We start from the raw sequence: 19,315 nt of genomic DNA on the forward strand, positions 1-19,315 counted from the left end.
CGTCGCTTCGACTTCGACGGGCAGGGCGCTGCGGTCGGCCTGACGCTTGGTGATCCGAGCGAGCCGCTACATGAACGCGCCACGCGCCCGTCATACTTCCTTCTGAAACGAAAATCGCCGACGCACTGCCATTGCAGTGCGTCGGCGATTTTTTCATCCACTGCCTGTTACGCGCTCAGCGCATCGACACCGTCCTGCGCGCGCGACCGCGCCGGCGTCGTATCGCTGACGATGCGCCCGTTGTCGAGCTTCAACAGGCGGTCGGCGAGATCGAAGTAGCGGTCGTCGTGCGTGATCACGATTACGGCCTTGCCGCGCGCACGCAGCTCGGGCAGCAGTTGCTCGTAGAACACGGCCTTGAACGACGGGTCCTGGTCGGCCGCCCATTCGTCGAACAGGTAGAACGGCCGGTCCTCCAGGTACGCGACGACGAGCGCGAGCCGCTTGCGCTGCCCGGTCGACAGCGCGCGGGTCGAGAACGCGCCGTCCACCACTTTCACCTTGTGATCGAGCGCGAGCTTCGCGACGAGCGCGTTCGCGCGCGCATCGGCCTGCGCGCGGGACGGATCGTCGGGATCGACGATGCCGAGCAGCGCATCGAACAGGTGGAAATCGTTGAACACCGCGCTGAAGCGTTGCCGGTACGCGGCGCGCTCGCGCCAGCCGATCGGGCGGCCGTCGACCTCGATCGTGCCTTCCTCGGGCTCGTAGAGGCCCGTCAGCACCTTCGCGAGCGTCGTCTTGCCGCTGCCGTTGCCGCCGACGATGAACACCAGCTCGCCCGGCTGGATCGTCAAATCGATCGGCCCGATGCTGAACATCCGTTCGTCGCGCTCGTGGAAGTACGCATGCGTGACGCCGCGCAGCGTGACGGCGCCGGCCGGCGGCACGTCGGGTGCGTCGGCTGCCGGCGGCACCGTGCGCAGCGCGCCGAATTCGGCCATCACGCCTTCGATCCGCGTGAGCGACACGCGGGCCGCGTTGACGGTCGGCAGGTTGTTCAGCAGCCCGTCGAGCGGCACGAGCATGAACAGGAACACGACGACGTAGCCGGCGGCCGCGGCCGGATCGGCATGCACGCCGAGCTGCGGCCAGAACGACGCGATGCCGAGGAACACATAGAACAGGAAGATGATCCAGCCGACCCCGACCGCATACGCGCTGAACGCGCGGCGGCGGTGGTCGCGCACTTCGCCGATCGCGGCGCCGAGCTGGCCGTCGACGAACTGGCGGGCGCGTTCATCGTGCAGCTTCAGTTCCTTCGCGCCGGAAAACAGCGAGCCGAGATAGCCGAACAGCCGGTCCTGCGCCTGGCCGGCCGCTTCGAGCGACGCGATCGCGCGGCGGTCGCCGGTGTGATAGCCGAGCGAGCCGGCGAGGATCGCGGCCAGCGCGAGCAGGCACACCGGCCACGACAGCCACGCGAGGTAGCCGAGGCAGCCGAACACGATCGAGCCGTGCATGACCAGGTTCGGCAGCGCGAAGAACAGCATCGACACGTTGGTGGCGTCGTCGGTCAGCACCGACTGCACGGGCGCCGCGCCGATCCGCTCGATGTCGCGCAGTTCGGCCGCGCCGACGCGCCGCGCGAGATGCACGCGCAGCCGCGCCATCGTGTCCTGCGACAGGCGGGCAAACAGCGTGCCCGACACGATCCGCGTGACGAGTGCGATCACCGCGCACAGCGCGAAGCGCCACGCGAGCGACGCATCGGCCGCGCCCGGCTGCGAGAGCGCGCGGTTCAGCGTCGCGACGAGCAGCACGCTCGCGACGCCGTTCAGCACACATGCAGTGAGCGCCAGCGCGAGCGACACACGGCTTTCGCGCAACAGCGCAAGGATCAGGCGCGCCGCGGGGCGGCCGGGGGAAGCGTCGAGGGACGGCGGGGAAGAAGGCTCGTGGGCGGCTGTCATCGGCAACGTCGGTAATGGGAAGGCAAGCGAAAACGCGGAAACGGCAAAACGGGCGCGAAAGCGGCGGGCGAGGCGGGCCCCGTTCCGGCTTTCCTCCCTGATAGACGAACGGGCCGCGCAAATATTTAGCGGCGCGTTCAAAAAAAGCGTCCGCACGCGCTTTGCGCACAAAACGGTAAAAAATCGGCCGCGCCGTTCGTCACACCAGTGAAGCCGCCCCAAGCGGCCCCGAGACTTGGCCGAAGCGGCCGGACCGAAGGACTTCACGCACATGACGAGTTTCCCGACTGCGCTGCATCACCGAATCCGCGAACTGGCGCGCATCGCGCCCGATGCACCCGCCATCGCGGTCCCTTTCCAGAATGACTTGCGCCTGTCGCGCGGCGCGCTCGACGCGCGGGCGTCGCGGCTGGCCCGGCAACTGCGCGCGGCCGGCGTCGGCGCGGAAGTGCGGGTGGGCGTGTGCGTCGAGCGCTCGGGCGAACTGTTCGTCGCGCTGCTGGCCGTGCTGAAGGCGGGCGGCGTGTTCGTGCCGCTCGATCCGCGTCATCCGGCCGCGCGCCTCGACTGGATCGTCCAGGATGCGCAGTTGCGGCACGGGATCGTCGACGCGGCCGGCCGTGCGGCGCTCGGCAAGCCGTTCGAACACGCGTTTGACGCAGCAGCAGAAGCTGGAGCGGCGGACGGGCAGGAGATTGCCGCCGATGAAGGGGGCGTGACCGTCCACCCGCGTTCGGCCGCCTACATGATCTATACGTCGGGTTCGACCGGCACGCCGAAGGCGGTCGTCGTCGAACACGGGCCGCTCGCCGCGCACTGCGACGCGCTCGCGGCCGCGCTGCCGATCGAGGCCGGCGACCGCCTGCTGCATTTCGCGTCGGTCAATTTCGACGCCGCGCACGAATGCTGGCTGGCGCCGCTCGCGACCGGCGCCAGCATCGTCGTGGCGCCGCCGCAGCCGTTCGCGCCGGATGCCGCGCATGCGCTGATGGCGAATGAATCGGTCAACGTGGCCGCGTTCCCGCCCGCGTACCTGCGCGAGTTCGCGGCGGTGGCCGCGCGCGACGGTGTGCCGCCGGCACTGCACGTGCTCGCGTTCGGCGGCGAAGCGCTGCCGCAGCAGGCGTTCGAATTCGTGCGCGGCACGTTCCCGTCGGTACGCCTGATCAACGGCTACGGACCGACCGAGGCCGTCATTTCGCCGATGCTGTGGCCGGTCGAGCCGGGCGAGACGCCCGTGCTGGCCGCCGACGATGCGTACGCGTCGTTGCCGATCGGCCGCGTGATCGGGCCGCGCGTCGCGCGTGTCGACGGCGGCGAGGCCGACGGCGTGGGTGAACTGCTGCTTGGCGGCGTCTGCGTCGCGCGCGGCTATCACGGCCGCCCGGCGCTGACGGCCGAACGTTTCATTCCCGATGCGGACGGCGAACCCGGTGCGCGCGTATACCGCACGGGCGACCTCGCACGGCTGCGCGACGACGGCGCATTCGACTATCTCGGGCGCCTCGACGATCAGGTCCAGGTGCGCGGCGTACGTGTGGAGCCCGCTGAAATCGCCGCGTGCCTGCGTTCGCATCCGGCCGTGGCCGACGCGGCCGTGGTCGCTGAAACCGGCAGCGGGCCGGCGCGGCTGATCGCGTGCGTCGCGCTGCGTGCGGCGGCCGACGATGCGGCGCTGAAAGCGCATGTGGCCGCGCAGCTGCCGGCCGCCTGGCAGCCGCATCGGTTCGTGCGGTGCGATGCGCTGCCGTACACGCTGAACGGCAAGATCGACCGTGCCGCGCTGCGCGAAAAGATCGCCGCCGCGCGCGACACCGCGCAAGGCAGCGGCGACGCGCCGCGCACGCCGACCGAACAACAGCTCGCGGGCCTCTGGCAGACGCTGCTCGGCCTCGACGTCACGCCGTCGCGTGACGACCGTTTCTTCGCGCTGGGCGCCGATTCGCTCGCCGCGATGCAGTTGCAGGCCGCGATCCGTGCCGCGGTACGCGTGAACCTGCGGCTCGACACGCTGTTCGCCGATCCGGCGCTCTTCGAACTGGCCGAAGCGGTCGATCGTGCGGAGCGCGAAACCGGCGAGCCGCTGGCCGCTATTGCCGCGCGCCGTGTGACGCCCGATGCGGGTGCGGCGGGTGTACCGCACGTCGACCGCGCCGCGTCGCTCGCACAGCAACGTTTCTGGGTACTCGCACAAACGCGCGATGCAAGCGCCGCGTATCACATCGCCGCACACTGGACGATCGACGGCACGCTCGATCGCGCGGCGCTGCAGCGCGCGCTCGATCACGTGATCGAGCGCCACGAAGCCTGGCGCACGACGCTCGTCGACAACGGCGACGGCGTCGTGATGCAGCGGATTCATGCCCATCTGCCGGTGTCGATCGCCGACATCGACCTGCGCGACCAGCTGCCCGCCGCCCGCGACATGCAAGCCGCGCGTCTCGCCGAGCGCGATGCGGCCGAACCGTTCGATCTCGCACGCGGCCCGCTGCTGCGCGCAACGCTGGTCGCACTCGCCGACGATCGTCACCGTCTGCTGCTGACCGCCCATCACGCGATCACCGACGGCTGGAGCTCGCGCTGCGCGTTCGACGAACTGTCGGCCGCCTATTGCGCGTATACCGAAGGCCGCGAGCCTTCGCTGCCCGACCTGCCGATCCAGTACGCCGACTATGCGGACTGGCAACGCGACATGCTGGCCGGCGGCGAGGGTGAGCGTCAGCTCGACTACTGGCGCGGCGCGTTGCGCGACGTGCCGGGCCCGCTCGCGCTGCCGGTCGATCGTCAACCGGGCACCACACGCACGCTGCAAGGCGCGCGCGTGTCGCTGCGGCTGCCCGACGCGGTCGCGGCCGACGTGCGGCAACTCGCGCGCGACGCGCAGGCAACGGTCTTCACGGTGCTGCTGGCCGGGCTCGACGCGTGGCTGTCGCGCCTGACCGGTGCAACGGACGTCGTCGTCGCGGTGCCGGTCGCGCATCGCCAGCGGCCGGAAACGCGCGCGCTGCTCGGCCTGTTCCTGAATACGGTCGCGCTGCGTGTGCAAGTGGCGCCGACGCTGCCGTTCCGCGCGCTCGTCGATGCGGCCCGCACGGCGGCGCTCGACGCGGTCGCGCATCAGGACGTGCCGTTCGAGCGCGTCGTCGATGCGGTGAAGCCGCCGGTCAAGCGCGGTGACGAATGGCTGCGCGTGAAATTCGCGCAGCAGTTCGACGCGCGGCACGACAGCGTGCTGCCGGGCGCGACGGCCGTTGCAACGCCGGGGCCCGACCTCGCCGCACGCTTCGATTTCGCCGTGGATTTCACCGACGATGCGAATGGCATCGAACTGGTCGCGGCCTATGCGACCGACTGCATCGACGCCGACACCGCGCGGGTGTGGCTCGACAGCTACGCGGCGCTCGTCGGCGCGGCCGCGCGCGATCCGCACCAAACGACGGCCGTATTGCCGTGCGACGCGTCGGCCGCTTCACGCCAGCCGCGCGACGGCCGTGCGCTGCGCGTCGAACATGCGGACATCGTCGCCGCGTTCGCGCGGCAGGCCGCCGCGTATCCGCATCGCGTCGCGCTCGCCGATGCGTCGGCGTCGCTGACGTTCGCCGAACTCGACGACACATCGAACCGCATCGCACGCGCGCTGACCCAGCGCGGCGTGGCCGCCGAAGCGTCCGTCATCGTCTGCATCGAACGCTCGGCGCGCTTCGTCGTCGGCCTGCTCGGCGCGCTGAAGGCCGGTGCGCTCGCCGTGTTGCTCGATCCCGCGCAGCCCGCCGCGCGACTGGCCGCGGCGGCAGCCGACTGCGGCGCGCGCTGGGCGCTCGTCGCGGACCCGGCCGCATGGCCTGCCGGCATCGACGCACAGCCGCTCGACGTCGACGCGCTCGCGCAGGACGCAACCCTCGCGCATGCGGCCGGCGTGCGCATCGCACCGCATCCGGAACAGGGCGCGTACCTGATCTATACGTCGGGCTCGACCGGCACGCCGAAGGGCGTCGTCGTGTCGCACGGCGCGCTGGCCGACTACGTGCAGGGGATGCTCGACGAACTCGCGTTCGCCCCGGACGCGTCGTTCGCGATGGTGTCGACCGTCGCGGCCGATCTCGGCCACACGACGCTGTTCGGCGCGCTGTGCGCGGGCCGCACGCTGCACCTGTTGCCGACCGCGTGCGCGTTCGATCCCGACCTGTTCGCCGAAGAAATGCGCCGCCGCGACGTCGGCGTGCTGAAGATCGTGCCGAGCCACCTGCAGGCGCTGCTCGATGCGCGTGTGCCGGCCGACGTGCTGCCGCGCCACGCGCTCGTGACGGGCGGCGAAACGCTCACGTGGGCGCTCGTCGCGCGCCTGGCAGCGCTTGCGCCGGCCTGCCGCGTGATCAACCACTACGGGCCGACCGAAGCGACCGTCGGCGCGATCGCCTGCGACACGGCGTCGATCGCCGCCGATGCGCGCGATCCGGCGAGCGGCGTGCCGCTCGGCCTGCCGCTGCCGAATGCGCGCGCGCTGGTGCTCGACGCGTTCGGCGCGTGCGTGCCGGCCGGTGCGGCGGGCGAGTTGTACCTGGGCGGGCCGGGCGTCGCGCGCGGCTACCTGGGGCGGCCGGCGCAGACCGCCGAGCGCTTCGTACCCGATCCGTTCGCGCCCGGTGCGCGGCTGTATCGCACGGGTGACCGCGTGCGCTTGCGTGCGGACGGCCGTCTCGCGTTCCTCGGCCGTATCGACGACCAGGTGAAGATTCGCGGCTACCGCGTCGAACCGGGCGAGGTGAGTGCGGCGGTGCGTGCGGCCGGCCCGGTTGCACAGGCTGAAACGCTCGCGATCGAACAAGACGGCCGCGTGCGGCTCGCGACGTTCGTCGTGATGCGCGATGGCGCGAACTTCGACGAGTCTGCCGTGCGCGCGGCGCTCGCCGCGAAGCTGCCTGACTACATGGTGCCGGCGCAGTTCGTCGCGCTCGCGCGCCTGCCGGTGACCGCGAACGGCAAGATCGATCGCGCCGCGTTGCGTGAACTGGCGGCCGTACCGGTCGTGACGGTCTCCGGCGATGCACCGCAGGGCGCGGTCGAAACGGTGCTCGCCGAAGTCTGGCAGGCCGTGCTGAAGGCGCCGAAGGTAGGCCGTGACGACAACTTCTTCGAGCTCGGCGGCGATTCGATTCTCGTGCTGCAGGTGATCGCCCGCGCGCGCAAACGCGGCGTGCGCTTCACGCCGAAGCAATTGTTCGACGGCCCGACGGTCGCCGAACTCGCGCGTATCGCGAAGACGGAGGACGTGACTGCCGCTGCCGCTGCCGCGCAGCCTGCCGTTGCAGTCGCAGCCAGCGCGCCGGTGACGGCGCAGATCCTGACACCAGCGCAGCAGCGCTTCTTCGCGCTCGATATCCCGCATCCGGGCCACTGGAACCAGTCGGTCGCGTTCGACGTGCGCGGGCGGTTCGACGCCGACGCATTCGCGCGCGCGTTCGACGCGTTGCTGACGCACCACGACGCGTTCCGCCAGCGTTTCGCGCGCGGCGCGGACGGTACGTGGCACGCCAGCGATGCCGCGAAGCCACACGACGCGCTGCCGTTCGTCGAGGTCTCCGCCCGCGACGCAGCCGACGCGCTCGCGCGCTTCGACGCGTTGCAGCGCCGTCTCGACCTCGGCCGCGGGCCGCTTGCCTGCGCTTGCGCGGCACGCTTGCCGGACGGCTCGACGCAGCTCTATCTCGCGATTCACCATGCGATCGTCGATGGCGTGTCGTGGCGCATCCTGCTCGACGACCTCGACACGGCCTATCGTGCCGCATGCGAACGCGCGCCGGTTCGACTGTCGCAGCCGGGCCTGCGCGCGGACGTGTGGGCCGCGCGGCTTGCCCGTGCGGCAACGGAACCGGCATCGCCGTTCGCGGCCGAAGCCGCTTACTGGGCCGGCATGGCGCAAGGTGACGACATCGTGCCCGACCATCCCGACGCAGCGGCGACGAATGCCGATGCGGCCGTCGTCGTGCAGACGATCGACGCGGCCTTGACCCGCGCGGCGCTGACCGATGCGCACGCCGCCTATCGCACGCAGACGATCGAACTGCTGGGCGCGGCGCTCGCCCTGGCGCTGGCCGGCGTGAGCGGTGCCGCATCGTGCCGTGTCGAACTGGAAGGGCACGGCCGCGAGGCGCTGTTCGACGACGTGGATGCCAGCCGCACCATCGGCTGGCTGACGAGCCATTACCCGGTGATGCTGCCGGTGGCAGCCACGGCAAGCGACACGCTGTGCGCGGTCAAGGACGTGCTGCGCGCGGTGCCGCACAAGGGGCTCGGCTTCGGCATGCTCGCGCACTACGGCGATGCGGCGACGCGTGCGGCGCTGGCCGCCGTGCCGCGTCCGCGCGTCACGCTCAACTATCTCGGTCAGTTCGACGCGCCGCGCGATGCCACGCTCGTGCCGCGCTTCGGCGGCACCGGCGTCGAGCGCGATCCACAGGGCCCGCTCGGCAATACGCTCGCGATCCACGCGTATCTCGACACGGATCGCGACGGCGCACGCACGCTGAAAGTGCACTGGATCTACGGCGCACCGCAATTCGAGCGCGCGACGATCGACGCATTTGCCGAACGCTTCGCATCGGCGCTGCGCGAGCTCGTCGACGCCTGCGCGTCGCGCGTCGCGCATCGCGGCGGTGGCGCGACGCCGGGCGATTTCCCGCTCGCGCAGGCCGCCGGGCTCACGCAGGCCGCGATCGAGCGCACGCCGCTCGACTGGCGCACGATCGACGACGTGTATCCGTTGTCGCCGATGCAGCAGGGCATCCTGTTCCATGCGCTGTTCGCGCCCGGTCACGCCAGCTACGTGAACCAGCTCGTCGCGACCGCGACCGCGCTGGACGCCGACCGGCTCGCGGCTGCGTTCGACGCGTCGATCGCGCGCCACGACATCCTGCGCACGAGCGTGATGCCGGACGAAGCCGCGCCGCTGCAGTGCGTGCATCGTCATGCGCGGATGCCGGTCGAACAACTCGACTGGCGCACGCGCGGCGACACGTTCGATGCCGACTTCGACGCATGGCTCGCGGCCGATCGCGCCCGCGGCTTCGACTGGCGCGAGCCGCCGCTGATGCGGCTCACGCTGATCCGCGTGACCGACGACGCATGGCGCGTCGTGTGGACGCGTCACCACGTGCTGCTCGACGGCTGGAGCACCGCGCGCCTGCTCGCCGATGTGCTGCGCGACTATCGCGACCCGGATGCCGTGTCACCGTTCGCGAGCCGCCCGGCGCTGCGCTATCGCGACTTCATCGCCTGGCTCGGCACGCGCGACCGCGTTGCCGACGAGCGCTTCTGGACCGAACGACTCGCACGACTCGACGCACCGACGCTGATCGCGGAACGGACGGCCGACCGCGCGGATGCCGAAATGGTCACGTGGCGTGCGACGCTCGATGCCGACACGCTGACGCGTGTCGCGCAGACGGCGCGCGCACTGAAGCTGACGGTCAACACGCTGGTGCAGGGCGCGTGGGCGCTCGCGCTGCAGCGGATGACGCACCAGCCGGCCGTCGCGTTCGGCGCGACCGTCGCGGGCCGCCCCGATGCGCTCGCGGATGTCGACAGCGTGCTCGGTCTCTTCATCAACACGCTGCCGGTGATCACGGCGCCCGCGCCGCAGCAACGCGCGGCCGACTGGCTGCAAACGCTGCAACGCGAGAACGCGGCCGCCGCCGAGCACGCCCACACGCCGCTCGCCGACATCCAGCGCTGGGCGCGCGGCGCGGGCGGCGCACTGTTCGACACGCTGGTCGTGTTCGAGAACTACCCGGTCGACGATACGGCGCGCGACGCCGATCCGCGCGCACTCGCGTTGAGCGGCGTGCGCAGCATCGAAGCGACCGATTTCGCGCTGACGCTCGTGATCGAGAGCGGTGTCGAGCTGACGATCGACTATGGCTACGACAGCGCGCGCGTCGACGCGCGGCAGGTTGAAACCTGGCACCGCGCGTTCGCGTGCGCACTCGATGCACTGGCCCGCACGCCGGATGCGCGGCTCGGCACGCTGTCGATCGCCGACGAAGCCACCCGTGACGCACTGGCGCGGGCGCAAGACACCGCCCACGCATGGCCGGCTGCGCAGCAACAGCCGCTGCATCTGCAATTCGCCGATGCCGCACGGGCGACGCCCGACGCGATCGCGCTCGAATACGCGGACGTTCACGGTGGCGTCCATCGCGCGACCTATCGCGAACTGGATGTCAGCACGTCGCGCATCGCGGCAGCGCTGCGCCGACGCGGCGTGCAGCCCGACACGCCGGTCGCGCTGTGCGTCGAGCGCTCGTTCGACATGGTGATGGCGCTGGTCGGCGTGCTGAAGGCCGGTGCGGCTTACCTGCCGATCGATCCCGACTATCCGGCCGAGCGCGTTGCCTACATGCTGCGCGACGCGCGGCCGGCCGTGGCGATCACGCAGGCCCACCTGCACGAGCAGGTCGAGGCCGCGCTCGGCGACGGCGTCGCGACGCAGTTGCTGACGGTGGCAGACCTGCTCGCCGATGAAGCCGCCAGCGGCGCCGCCGGCGCGACCGCCACGATCGACGACGCGCAGCTCGCGTACCTGATCTACACGTCCGGTTCGACCGGCAAGCCGAAGGGCGCCGGCAACACGCACGGCGCGCTCGCGAACCGGATCGCATGGATGCAGCACGCCTACCGGCTGACGCGCGACGACGTGGTGTTGCACAAGACGCCGTTCGGCTTCGACGTGTCGGTGTGGGAATTCGTGTGGCCGCTGGCGATCGGCTCGAAGCTCGCGATCGCCGCGCCCGGCGACCATCGCGATCCGGCGCGCCTGGCGGCCGCGATCGATGCGCACGGCGTGACGGTGTTGCACTTCGTGCCGTCGATGCTCGCCGCGTTCGCCGCGTATCTCGACGATTTCTCGGCCGCTGCACAGTGCGACAGCGTGCGCCTGATCGTCGCGAGCGGCGAGGCGCTCGCGCCTGAACTCGTCGCGAAGATGGCGCGACTGCTGCCGAATGCGACGCTCGTGAACCTGTACGGGCCGACCGAAGCGGCAATCGACGTGTCGCACTGGACCTGCGGCCCCGACGATGCGCATGCGCTTGCGGTGCCGATCGGCCATCCGATCGCGAACCTGCAACTGCACGTGCTCGATGCGGCATGGCAGCCGGTGCCGGCCGGCGCGACCGGTGAACTGTATCTCGCGGGCGCGGGCCTCGCGCGCGGCTATCTCGGCCGTCCGGCGCTGACCGCCGAGCGCTTCGTGCCCGATCCGTTCGTGCCGGGCGCGCGCATGTACCGCACGGGCGACCTCGCGCGCCGGCGCGCCGACGGTGCGCTCGACTACCTCGGCCGCGTCGACACGCAGGTGAAGCTGCGCGGCCAGCGGATCGAGCCGGGCGAGATCGAGGCGCCGCTGCGCGCGGCGCCTGGCGTGAACGACGCGGTCGTGATCGTGCGCGACGAGCAACTGATCGGCTATGTCGCATGCGGCGACGCGGGTCCGCTCGACCGGGCGGCGCTGCTCGACGCGCTGCGCGCGCAGTTGCCGGCCTACATGGTGCCGTCGCAACTGATCGAACTCGACGCGTTGCCCGTGACGCCGAACGGCAAGTGCGACCGCCATGCGCTGCCCGCGCCGGTGCGCGAAGCGGCGGCCGAAGTCGAGCTGGCGACCGACACGGAACGCGCGCTCGCCGAAATCTGGCAACGCGTGCTGCACGTGGATGCGATCGACCGCGACGGCGACTTCTTCCTGCTCGGTGGCCATTCGCTGCTCGCGACGCAGGCTCACGCGCAGGCGAACCTGCACTGGGGGCTCACGCTGCCGCTGCGCACGCTGTTCGACACACGCACGCTCGCGCGCTGCGCGGAAGCGATCGACGCAGCCTGCGCGGCCCGTGGCGAGACCGATGCGGCGAGCGCGATCGACGCGCTGCTCGGCGAACTGGAAACCCAATAAGGACGACGGATGACGAAGGTTCAACCCGACTGGCTCGCGCTCGCGACGCGTTTCGCGCAACTGCCCGACGCGCAGCGCGCGGTCTTCATCGACAAGCTCGGCGCGGCCGGCATCGACTTCCGCGTGCTGCCGATTCCGCCGCGCACGCCGCGCCACGACCGCGTGCCGGCGTCGTTCGCGCAGACGCGGCTGTGGCTGCACGCGCGGCTGATCGATGCGCCGGACGCGTATCACATCACCGAGCGCCTGGCGCTGACGGGCCCGCTCGACGCGCATGCGCTGCGCCTTGCGTGCGACGCGCTGATCGCGCGCCATGAGGCGCTGCGCACGACCTTCGACGAAGCGCAGGACGGCGTCGCGCAAACGATCCACGCACCGCTGCGCTGCCCGTGGCGTGAAACCGATCTCGAAGCGCTGCCGGACGCGCAGCGCATGGCGCGCGCGGAAGCCGTCGCGACGGCCGACGAAGCGGAGCCTTTCGATCTCGGCGCGGCGCCGCTCGTCCGCGCGCATCTGGTGCGCTTCGACGCGACGCATCACTGGCTCGCGCTGACCGTGCATCACATCGTGTCGGACGGCTGGTCGTCGAGCGTGATGCTGTTCGAGCTTGCGTCGTTCTATCGCGCCTATGCGTCGGGCGAACCGGTGCCGCTCGCGCCGCTGCCGATCCAGTACGCCGACTACGCGCTGTGGCAGCGCCGCTGGCTCGACGCCGGCGAGCGCGACCGCCAGCTCGCGTTCTGGCGCGAACGGCTCGATCCGCAACGCGGCGTGCTGACGCTGCCGGGCGCGACGGCACGACCGGCGCGCCGCAGTGCGCGCGGCGCACGCCATGTGTTTTCGCTCGACGCGCGCATCGGCGCGCAACTGCGCGCATTCGCGGCTGCATCGGGCGCCACGCCGTTCGCGGTGCTGCTCGCCGCGCTCGATGCGCTGCTGGCGCGCGCGACCGGCGACGCGCGGATCTGCGTCGGCGTGCCGGCCGCGAACCGCGAACGCGCGGAAGTCGCCGGCCTGATCGGCTTCTTCGTCAACACGCTGGCGATCGACGTCGACGTGCCCGCGCACGGCGATTTCGCGTCGCTGGTCGCACGCACGCAGCGCGCGCTCGTCGACGCGCAGATGCACCAGGACGTGCCGTTCGAGCAGGTGGTCGATGCGCTCGGCGTGCCGCGCAGCGCGAGCCACCATCCGCTGTTCCAGGTGATGGCCGCCTACGGCGAGCGCCGCGCGCTGCCGGCGCTCGGCGCGGCATCGGCTGCATTGTTGCCGTCGGGCACGCCGTCCGCGAAATTCGACCTGACGCTGTCGGTCGAAGCGACGCCGGACGGCACGTTCGATGCCGCCTTCATCTACGCGCTCGACCTGTTCGAGGCGGACGCGATCGCACGGCTGGCGGCTCGCTTCGTCACGCTGCTCGCCGATGCGCTCGCGCGCCCGGACATGCCGATCGGCGATCTCGACTGGCTGCCCGCCGATGAGCGCGCGCAACTCTTCGCATGGAACGCACCGGCAGGCGCAACCGAATCCGAACCGTTCGTGCCGGTGCATGCCCGCATCGCCGCGCATGCTCAGGCACGGCCCGACGCACGCGGCGTCGCCGATATCGATCGCGCGCTGACGCGCGGTGAAGTCGATGCGCGCGCGGCGCGCCTGGCGCGTCACCTGGTGGCGGCCGGCGTCCGCCCGGAAATGCGCGTCGGCGTTGCGCTGCAGCGCTCGGTCGACCTGCTCGTCGCGCTGATCGCGGTGCTGAAGTCGGGCGCCGCGTTCGTGCCGCTCGATCCGGCGCATCCGCGCGAACGGCTCGCGCAGATCGTCGGCGACGCGAACATCGCGCACGTGCTGACCGACCGCGCGAGCGCCGCGTCGCTGCCCGAACTGCCGGATCTGCGCGTGTGGCGCGCCGATGAAATCGATGCCCTCGACGAAGCCGCGCACGTCGTGCTGCCGGACGTACTGCCGGGCCACGCGGCCTATGCGATCTACACGTCGGGTTCGACCGGCAAGCCGAAGGGCGTGATCGTCGACCACGCGTCGTTCGCGCTGCATTGCGCGGCGATCGCCGAGCGCTACGGTGCGGGCGAGAACGACGTGTTCCTGCTGTTCCAGTCGGTCAACTTCGACGGCGCGCACGAAGGCTGGTTTTCGCAATACATGTCGGGCGCCGCCGTATCGGTGACGGCCGACGTGCTGTGGCCGCCCGCGCAGACCTGCGCGATGATGGTCCGCGACGGCGTGACGATGACCTACGTGCCGCCCGGCTGCGCCGCGCAGCTCGCCGAATGGGCGCTCGCGCACGGCGCACCGCCGACGCTGCGTTCCCTGACGGTCGGTGGCGAGGCGACGTCGCGCGAGGCGTTTGCGATGCTGCGCCGCGCGCTGCCGAACGTGCGCGTGGTCAACGGCTACGGCCCGACCGAGACGGTCATCACGCCGACGCTGTGGATGTTCCGGCCCGGCGACGATCTCGCGAAACTCGGCGACGCCGCGTACCTGCCGATCGGCACGCTGGTCGGTGCGCGCACCGCGCACGTGCTCGACGAACGGCTGCATCCGCTGCCGGTCGGCGTGATCGGCGAGCTGTACCTGGGCGGCGAGGGGATCGGCGTCGCGCGCGGTTATCTCGACCGCCCGGCGCTGACGGCCGAGCGCTTCGTGCCCGATCCGTACGGCGCACCGGGCGCGCGGCTGTACCGCACGGGCGACCTCGTGCGGCGTCGCGCGGATGGCGTGTTCGACTTCATCGGCCGCGTGGACCACCAGGTGAAGCTGCGCGGGCTGCGCATCGAACTCGGCGAGATCGAGGCCCAGCTTGCCGCGCACGACGCGGTGCGCGAAGCCTGCGCGGTCGTGCACGGGCAGGGCGCACTGGCGCAGCTCGTCGCGTATGTCGAACTGACCGCCGACGCGCAGGCGGCCGCGCAGCCGGTGGAAGCCGCGACGCTCGACGCGCACCTGCGCCGCACGCTGCCCGATTACATGGTGCCCGCCCAGCTGATCGTGCTCGACGCGCTGCCGCGCAACGCGAACAGCAAGGTCGACCGCGCACGGCTGCCGGCGCCGGTACGCGTCGAACGGGCGTACGAAGCGCCGCGCGACGGCGACGAAGCCGCGCTCGCGGCGATCTGGTGCGACGTGCTGAATCTCGAGCGCGTGGGCCGTGGCGATCACTTTTTCGATCTCGGCGGCCATTCGCTCGCCGCCGTGCGCGTCGCGACGCGCGTGGCCGAACGGCTCGGCCGCGACGTGCCGGTGCGCGCGCTGTTCGAGGCGCCGGTGCTCGCGCAGTATGCGTTGCAGGTGGCCGACGCGCCGCTCGCGGCGCATGCCGGTGCGGCGGCGCCGGGCGTGGCTGTCGCCAAGCCGGATGCACACGGCGTGTGGCCGCTGTCGCCGGCGCAGCTCGGCCTGTGGTTCCTGTGGCGTGCGCAGCCGGACAGCGCCGCGTACAACATTCCGGTCGCGCTGCGGGTGCGCGGCCCGCTCGACGTCGATGCGCTGCGTGCGGCGTTCGCGGATGTCACCGCCGTGCATCCGGCGCTGCGCGCGCGGCTCGTGGCACGTGACGGTGCACTGCCGGGCCAGCGGATCGATGCTACCGTTTCTGTCGAACTTCCGATGATCGATTTGTCGGCGCAAACCGATGCGCTCGCCCGCGCCGCAGCGCTGACCGACGAGGATGCACTCGCGCCGTTCGACCTCGCTGCCGATGCGCCGCTGTGGCGTGCGCGCGTGCTGCGTCTGGGCGCGGACGATCACGTGCTGTCGGTGACGATTCATCACATCGTGTCGGATGGCGAATCGATCGAGCTGTGGCTCGACGCGATTCGTGCGCGCTATGTCGCCCGCGTGCAGGGCGGCGCCGGCGCCGTGCCGGCCGATGAGGCCGTCCAGCTGGCCGCCCAACCGCTCGTGCTGCCCGCACCGTGCCATCCGGCCCGCGTCGCCTACTGGCGCGATGCGCTGGCCGATCTGCCGGCGCGCGTGCTGCCGCAGCGCGATGACGCACCGGCGGTGCCGCAATGGCGCGCGGCCCGCATCGCGTTCGAATTCGACGGCGCGCTGATCCGCGCCGCACGCGACACGGCATCGGCCGCGCACGCGACGCTGCCGATGCTGCTGCACGCGGCGCTCAACACCGCGCTGTTCCGCGCGACGGGTGCGGCCGACCAGCCGGTCGGCGTGCTCGCGTCGACGCGCGAGCTGACGGGCGATGCGGCCCGCGACGCGCTCGGCCTTTTCATCAACTCGGTTGTCGTGCGCACGCGGATCGACCCGGCCGCGCGTCGCGCGGATGTGCTCGCGCAAGTGCGCGACACGGCGCTTGCGGCCTACGCGCACGCCGACGTGCCGTTCGCGGACGTCGTCGCGGCGCTGCGCGCGCCGCGTGCGGCGCACGCCAATCCGCTGTTCCAGGTGATGTTCAACTACCTGCGCCCGACGGGTGCCGCGGCGCGCGACTGGGCCGGCCTGTCGCTGGCCGGCTTCGACGACGTGCGCCATCGCGTCGTATTTACGCTGGAGCTGGACGTCGTCGAGCATCCGGACGGCCGCGTGAGCGCCGCGTTCTCGTATGCGGACGAACTGCTCGATAGCGGCTTCGTCGATGCGCTCGTCGAGCTCTATCACGACGAAGTCGCGCGTTTCGCCGGCGCGTCGGAAGCGGTGCTCGGTGCGCCCGACAAGCGTGCCGTTGCGCAGGCGTCGCATCGCGCGCAGACCGAAAGCCATGCTCGCGCCGCAACGCCGCCCCGCGCACCGCATGCGGCTGCCGTGCTCGCGGCGTTGTGGTCCGACACGTTCGCGACGGCCGCGCCCGAACCCGATGCCGACCTGTTCGAAGCCGGCGCGACGTCGTTCGACGTCGTGCGCTTCGTCGACGCGGCCAGCCGCGCCGGTCACGCGTTGACGGTCGCCGACGTGTTCGCGTCGCCGACGCTCGCGGCACTCGGCGCGCGGCTCGATGCGCACACGGAAACGGGACAGGAGGCGCGTCATGCTGGCTGAAGTGCGTCCGGACGGATTCACGATGCTCGATACCTACCGACTCGCGTTCGCGGACGGCCTGTTCGCCGTGCGTGACGGCGCGGAAATCCGCGTCGCGCAGGGCGACGGCATCGGCGCGCAGTTGCTGCGCGCACAACTCGGCGACGACGGCGCGCTGCGCCTCGTCGCGTACAACCATCGCGCGGCGGCGGCCGACCAGCGGCGTGCGCTGCTGGCGGCACTGGCCGCGGCGTTTTCGGACAGCGCGCGCCACGCCGCGATCCGGCTCGACCCGGCCGCGTGGCCGGCGGTCGCGCTCGATGCGCTGCGCGCGAGCGGCGTGCTCGCCGACGGCGGCCGCTGCATGCGTGAAGGCTGGGCGCAGCAGGCCGATCTGTGGCGCGTCGGCCCGCATCTACCGTGCGCGACGTTGCCGACGTTCACCGACGGCCGTCGTCATCCGCGCCGGCCGCCCGCGCCGCGCGGCGACGTCTACGCGCGCGACCTGCCGGCGCTCGGCGTGCGCTTCACGCTGCGCGGCTGGCAGCCGGCCGAGGACACCGCGCGACTCGCGCGCTGGTTCGACGAGCCGCGCGTGCGCAACGGCTGGCCGGGCACGCCGCCCGGTGCGGACGGTACGCAAGGCGCCGCGCCCGACACCGATCCGCACGTGATTCCGCTCGTCGGCTGCTTCGACGGCGAACCGTTCGCGTATGTCGAGGCGTACTGGCTGAAGGAAGACGCGCTCGCGCCGCACGTCGCGGCGCGCGACTACGACCGCGGGCTGCGGATGCTGGTCGGCGAGTCGCGCTGGCGCGGCCCGCATTGCGTGGCGGGCTGGCTGCCGTCCGTCGTTCATTACCTGTTTCTCGACGACCCGCGTACCGAAGCGGTCGGCTGTGCCGTTCCGGCCGGCCACGCGCGGGTTGCCGACCATCTCGCGCGGCACGGCTTCGCGCGGCAGCGCCGTCTCGCGCTGGCCGACGCGCAGCCGCTGTGGATGCGCACGCTGCGCGAGACGTTCTTCTCCGGCCGTCACGTCTGACGCGCCGGATTCACCGACAAGGGAGCTGAGACATGCAGAGAGAAACCGTATTCGACCTGATCGGCGTCGGCTTCGGGCCGTCGAATCTGGCGCTGGCCATCCGCCTCGAGGAACGGCGAGCGGCGCGCCCGCTCACCCATTGTTTCGTCGAGCGCCAGCCTGAATTCGGCTGGCATCGCGGCATGCTGCTCGACGACTGCCGGATGCAGATCTCGTTTTTGAAGGATCTCGTCACGATGCGCGATCCGAAAAGCCGCTACACGTTCATCAACTACCTGTTCGAACGCGGCCGGCTGAACGAATTCGTCAACCTGAAGAATTTCTATCCGACCCGCGTCGAATTCCACGACTACCTGAGCTGGGTGGCCGAGGCGTTCGACGATCGCGTCCATTACAGCGAGACCGTCCTCGCGATCGAGCCGGTGCATGGCGACGGCGCGAGGATCGACGCGCTGCGCGTGCTGTCGCGGGACGCGGCCGGCCACGAGCGCCAGCGCGTCACGCGCGCGCTGTCGGTCGGCGTCGGCGGCACGCCGGCGGTGCCGGACGCGTTCGCCGCACTCGGCCGCGACCGTGTGATCCACTCGTCGTCGTACCTGACCGACATCGACCGGCTCGTCGCGTCGCCGGACGGTGAGCGTCGCCGCGTCGCGGTGATCGGCGCGGGGCAGAGCGCGGCCGAGGTGTTCATCGACCTCGCGCGCCGCTTCCCGCACGTCGACGCGAGCCTTGTGATGCGCGCGGGCGCCCTGAAGCCGGCGGACGACAGCCCGTTCGTCAACGAGATCTTCAGCCCCGAGTTCACCGATGTCGTCTATGCGCAGCCGCACGACGCGCGCCGCGCGCTGCTCGAGCGCTATCGCGACACGAACTACGCGGTGGTCGACCGGCCGCTGATCGAACAGATCTACGAAATGCTGTACCTGCAGCGCATCGACGGCACGCCGCGTCACGCGCTGCTCGCGAACAGCGCGATCGAGGCCGCGGTGCGCACCGCCGACGGCCGCATCGAGCTGACGCTGCGCGACCGGATGAGCGGCGACACGCGCGTCGAGCGCTTCGACGCGCTCGTGCTGGCCACCGGCTATCGCCGCGACACGCATTCGGCGCTGCTCGAAGGGCTCGCGCCGCACCTGGGCGATGCGCTCTCACGGGGAGACGTCACGCGCGACTACCTGCTCGCGACGCCCGAGCATTTCGCGCCGCGCATCTACCTGCAAGGCTGCTGCGAAGACAGCCACGGCCTGTCCGACACGCTGCTGTCGGTACTGGCGCGCCGCGCGGACGAAATCTGCGCGTCGCTCGAAGACGGGATCGCGCCCGCCCATGAAGAAGGCGCGGCCCGGGCAACACAGGAAAAACGACAGGAAAACGGGGCGAGCGCAAGCCGGATGGCTTTCGCTCTTTGACAAAGGCGCGGTC

The 19,315-nt window shown here is 71.4% G+C and carries 5 protein-coding genes; 4 read left to right on the forward strand and 1 reads right to left on the reverse strand.

The genetic code is table 11. The annotated features are described in order from the left end of the window. Positions 1-167: 167 nt before the first annotated feature. Positions 168-1,913, reverse strand: coding sequence for a cyclic peptide export ABC transporter (locus tag CFB82_RS09025; RefSeq protein ID WP_089483939.1), 1,746 nt, complete (start codon positions 1,911-1,913; stop codon positions 168-170). A gap of 271 nt (positions 1,914-2,184) precedes the next feature. Between CFB82_RS09025 and CFB82_RS09030 the strand changes: the two genes are divergently transcribed. From CFB82_RS09030 to CFB82_RS09045, 4 genes are read left to right on the forward strand one after another with little or no spacing between them, the layout of a single operon-like run. Next, entirely contained in the window at positions 2,185-11,859 is a 9,675-nt protein-coding gene (locus tag CFB82_RS09030; protein ID WP_089483965.1) for a non-ribosomal peptide synthetase, read from the forward strand. 9 nt (positions 11,860-11,868) lie between these two features. Beyond that, positions 11,869-16,869 (forward strand): non-ribosomal peptide synthetase, encoded by a 5,001-nt coding sequence (locus CFB82_RS09035; protein ID WP_069247928.1) that lies wholly within the window; start codon positions 11,869-11,871, stop codon positions 16,867-16,869. Continuing rightward, entirely contained in the window at positions 16,859-17,893 is a 1,035-nt protein-coding gene (locus CFB82_RS09040; RefSeq protein ID WP_069247929.1) for a GNAT family N-acetyltransferase, read from the forward strand. Before CFB82_RS09035 ends, CFB82_RS09040 begins: the two co-directional genes overlap by 11 nt. 32 nt (positions 17,894-17,925) lie before the next feature. Next, positions 17,926-19,302, forward strand: a complete 1,377-nt coding sequence (locus CFB82_RS09045; protein WP_069247930.1) for a lysine N(6)-hydroxylase/L-ornithine N(5)-oxygenase family protein — start codon at positions 17,926-17,928, stop codon at positions 19,300-19,302. Positions 19,303-19,315 lie beyond the last annotated feature (13 nt).

The organism is Burkholderia sp. HI2714 (assembly GCF_002223085.1).
Classification (GTDB): Bacteria; Pseudomonadota; Gammaproteobacteria; order Burkholderiales; family Burkholderiaceae; genus Burkholderia; species Burkholderia lata_D.

Coding starts and splice junctions, on each gene's coding strand:
- CFB82_RS09030 (WP_089483965.1), top strand. CDS start 2,185: ATGACGAGTTTCCCGACTGCGCTGCATCACCGAATCCGCGAACTGGCG.
- CFB82_RS09035 (WP_069247928.1), top strand. CDS start 11,869: ATGACGAAGGTTCAACCCGACTGGCTCGCGCTCGCGACGCGTTTCGCG.
- CFB82_RS09040 (WP_069247929.1), top strand. CDS start 16,859: ATGCTGGCTGAAGTGCGTCCGGACGGATTCACGATGCTCGATACCTAC.
- CFB82_RS09045 (WP_069247930.1), top strand. CDS start 17,926: ATGCAGAGAGAAACCGTATTCGACCTGATCGGCGTCGGCTTCGGGCCG.
- CFB82_RS09025 (WP_089483939.1), bottom strand. CDS start 1,913: ATGACAGCCGCCCACGAGCCTTCTTCCCCGCCGTCCCTCGACGCTTCC.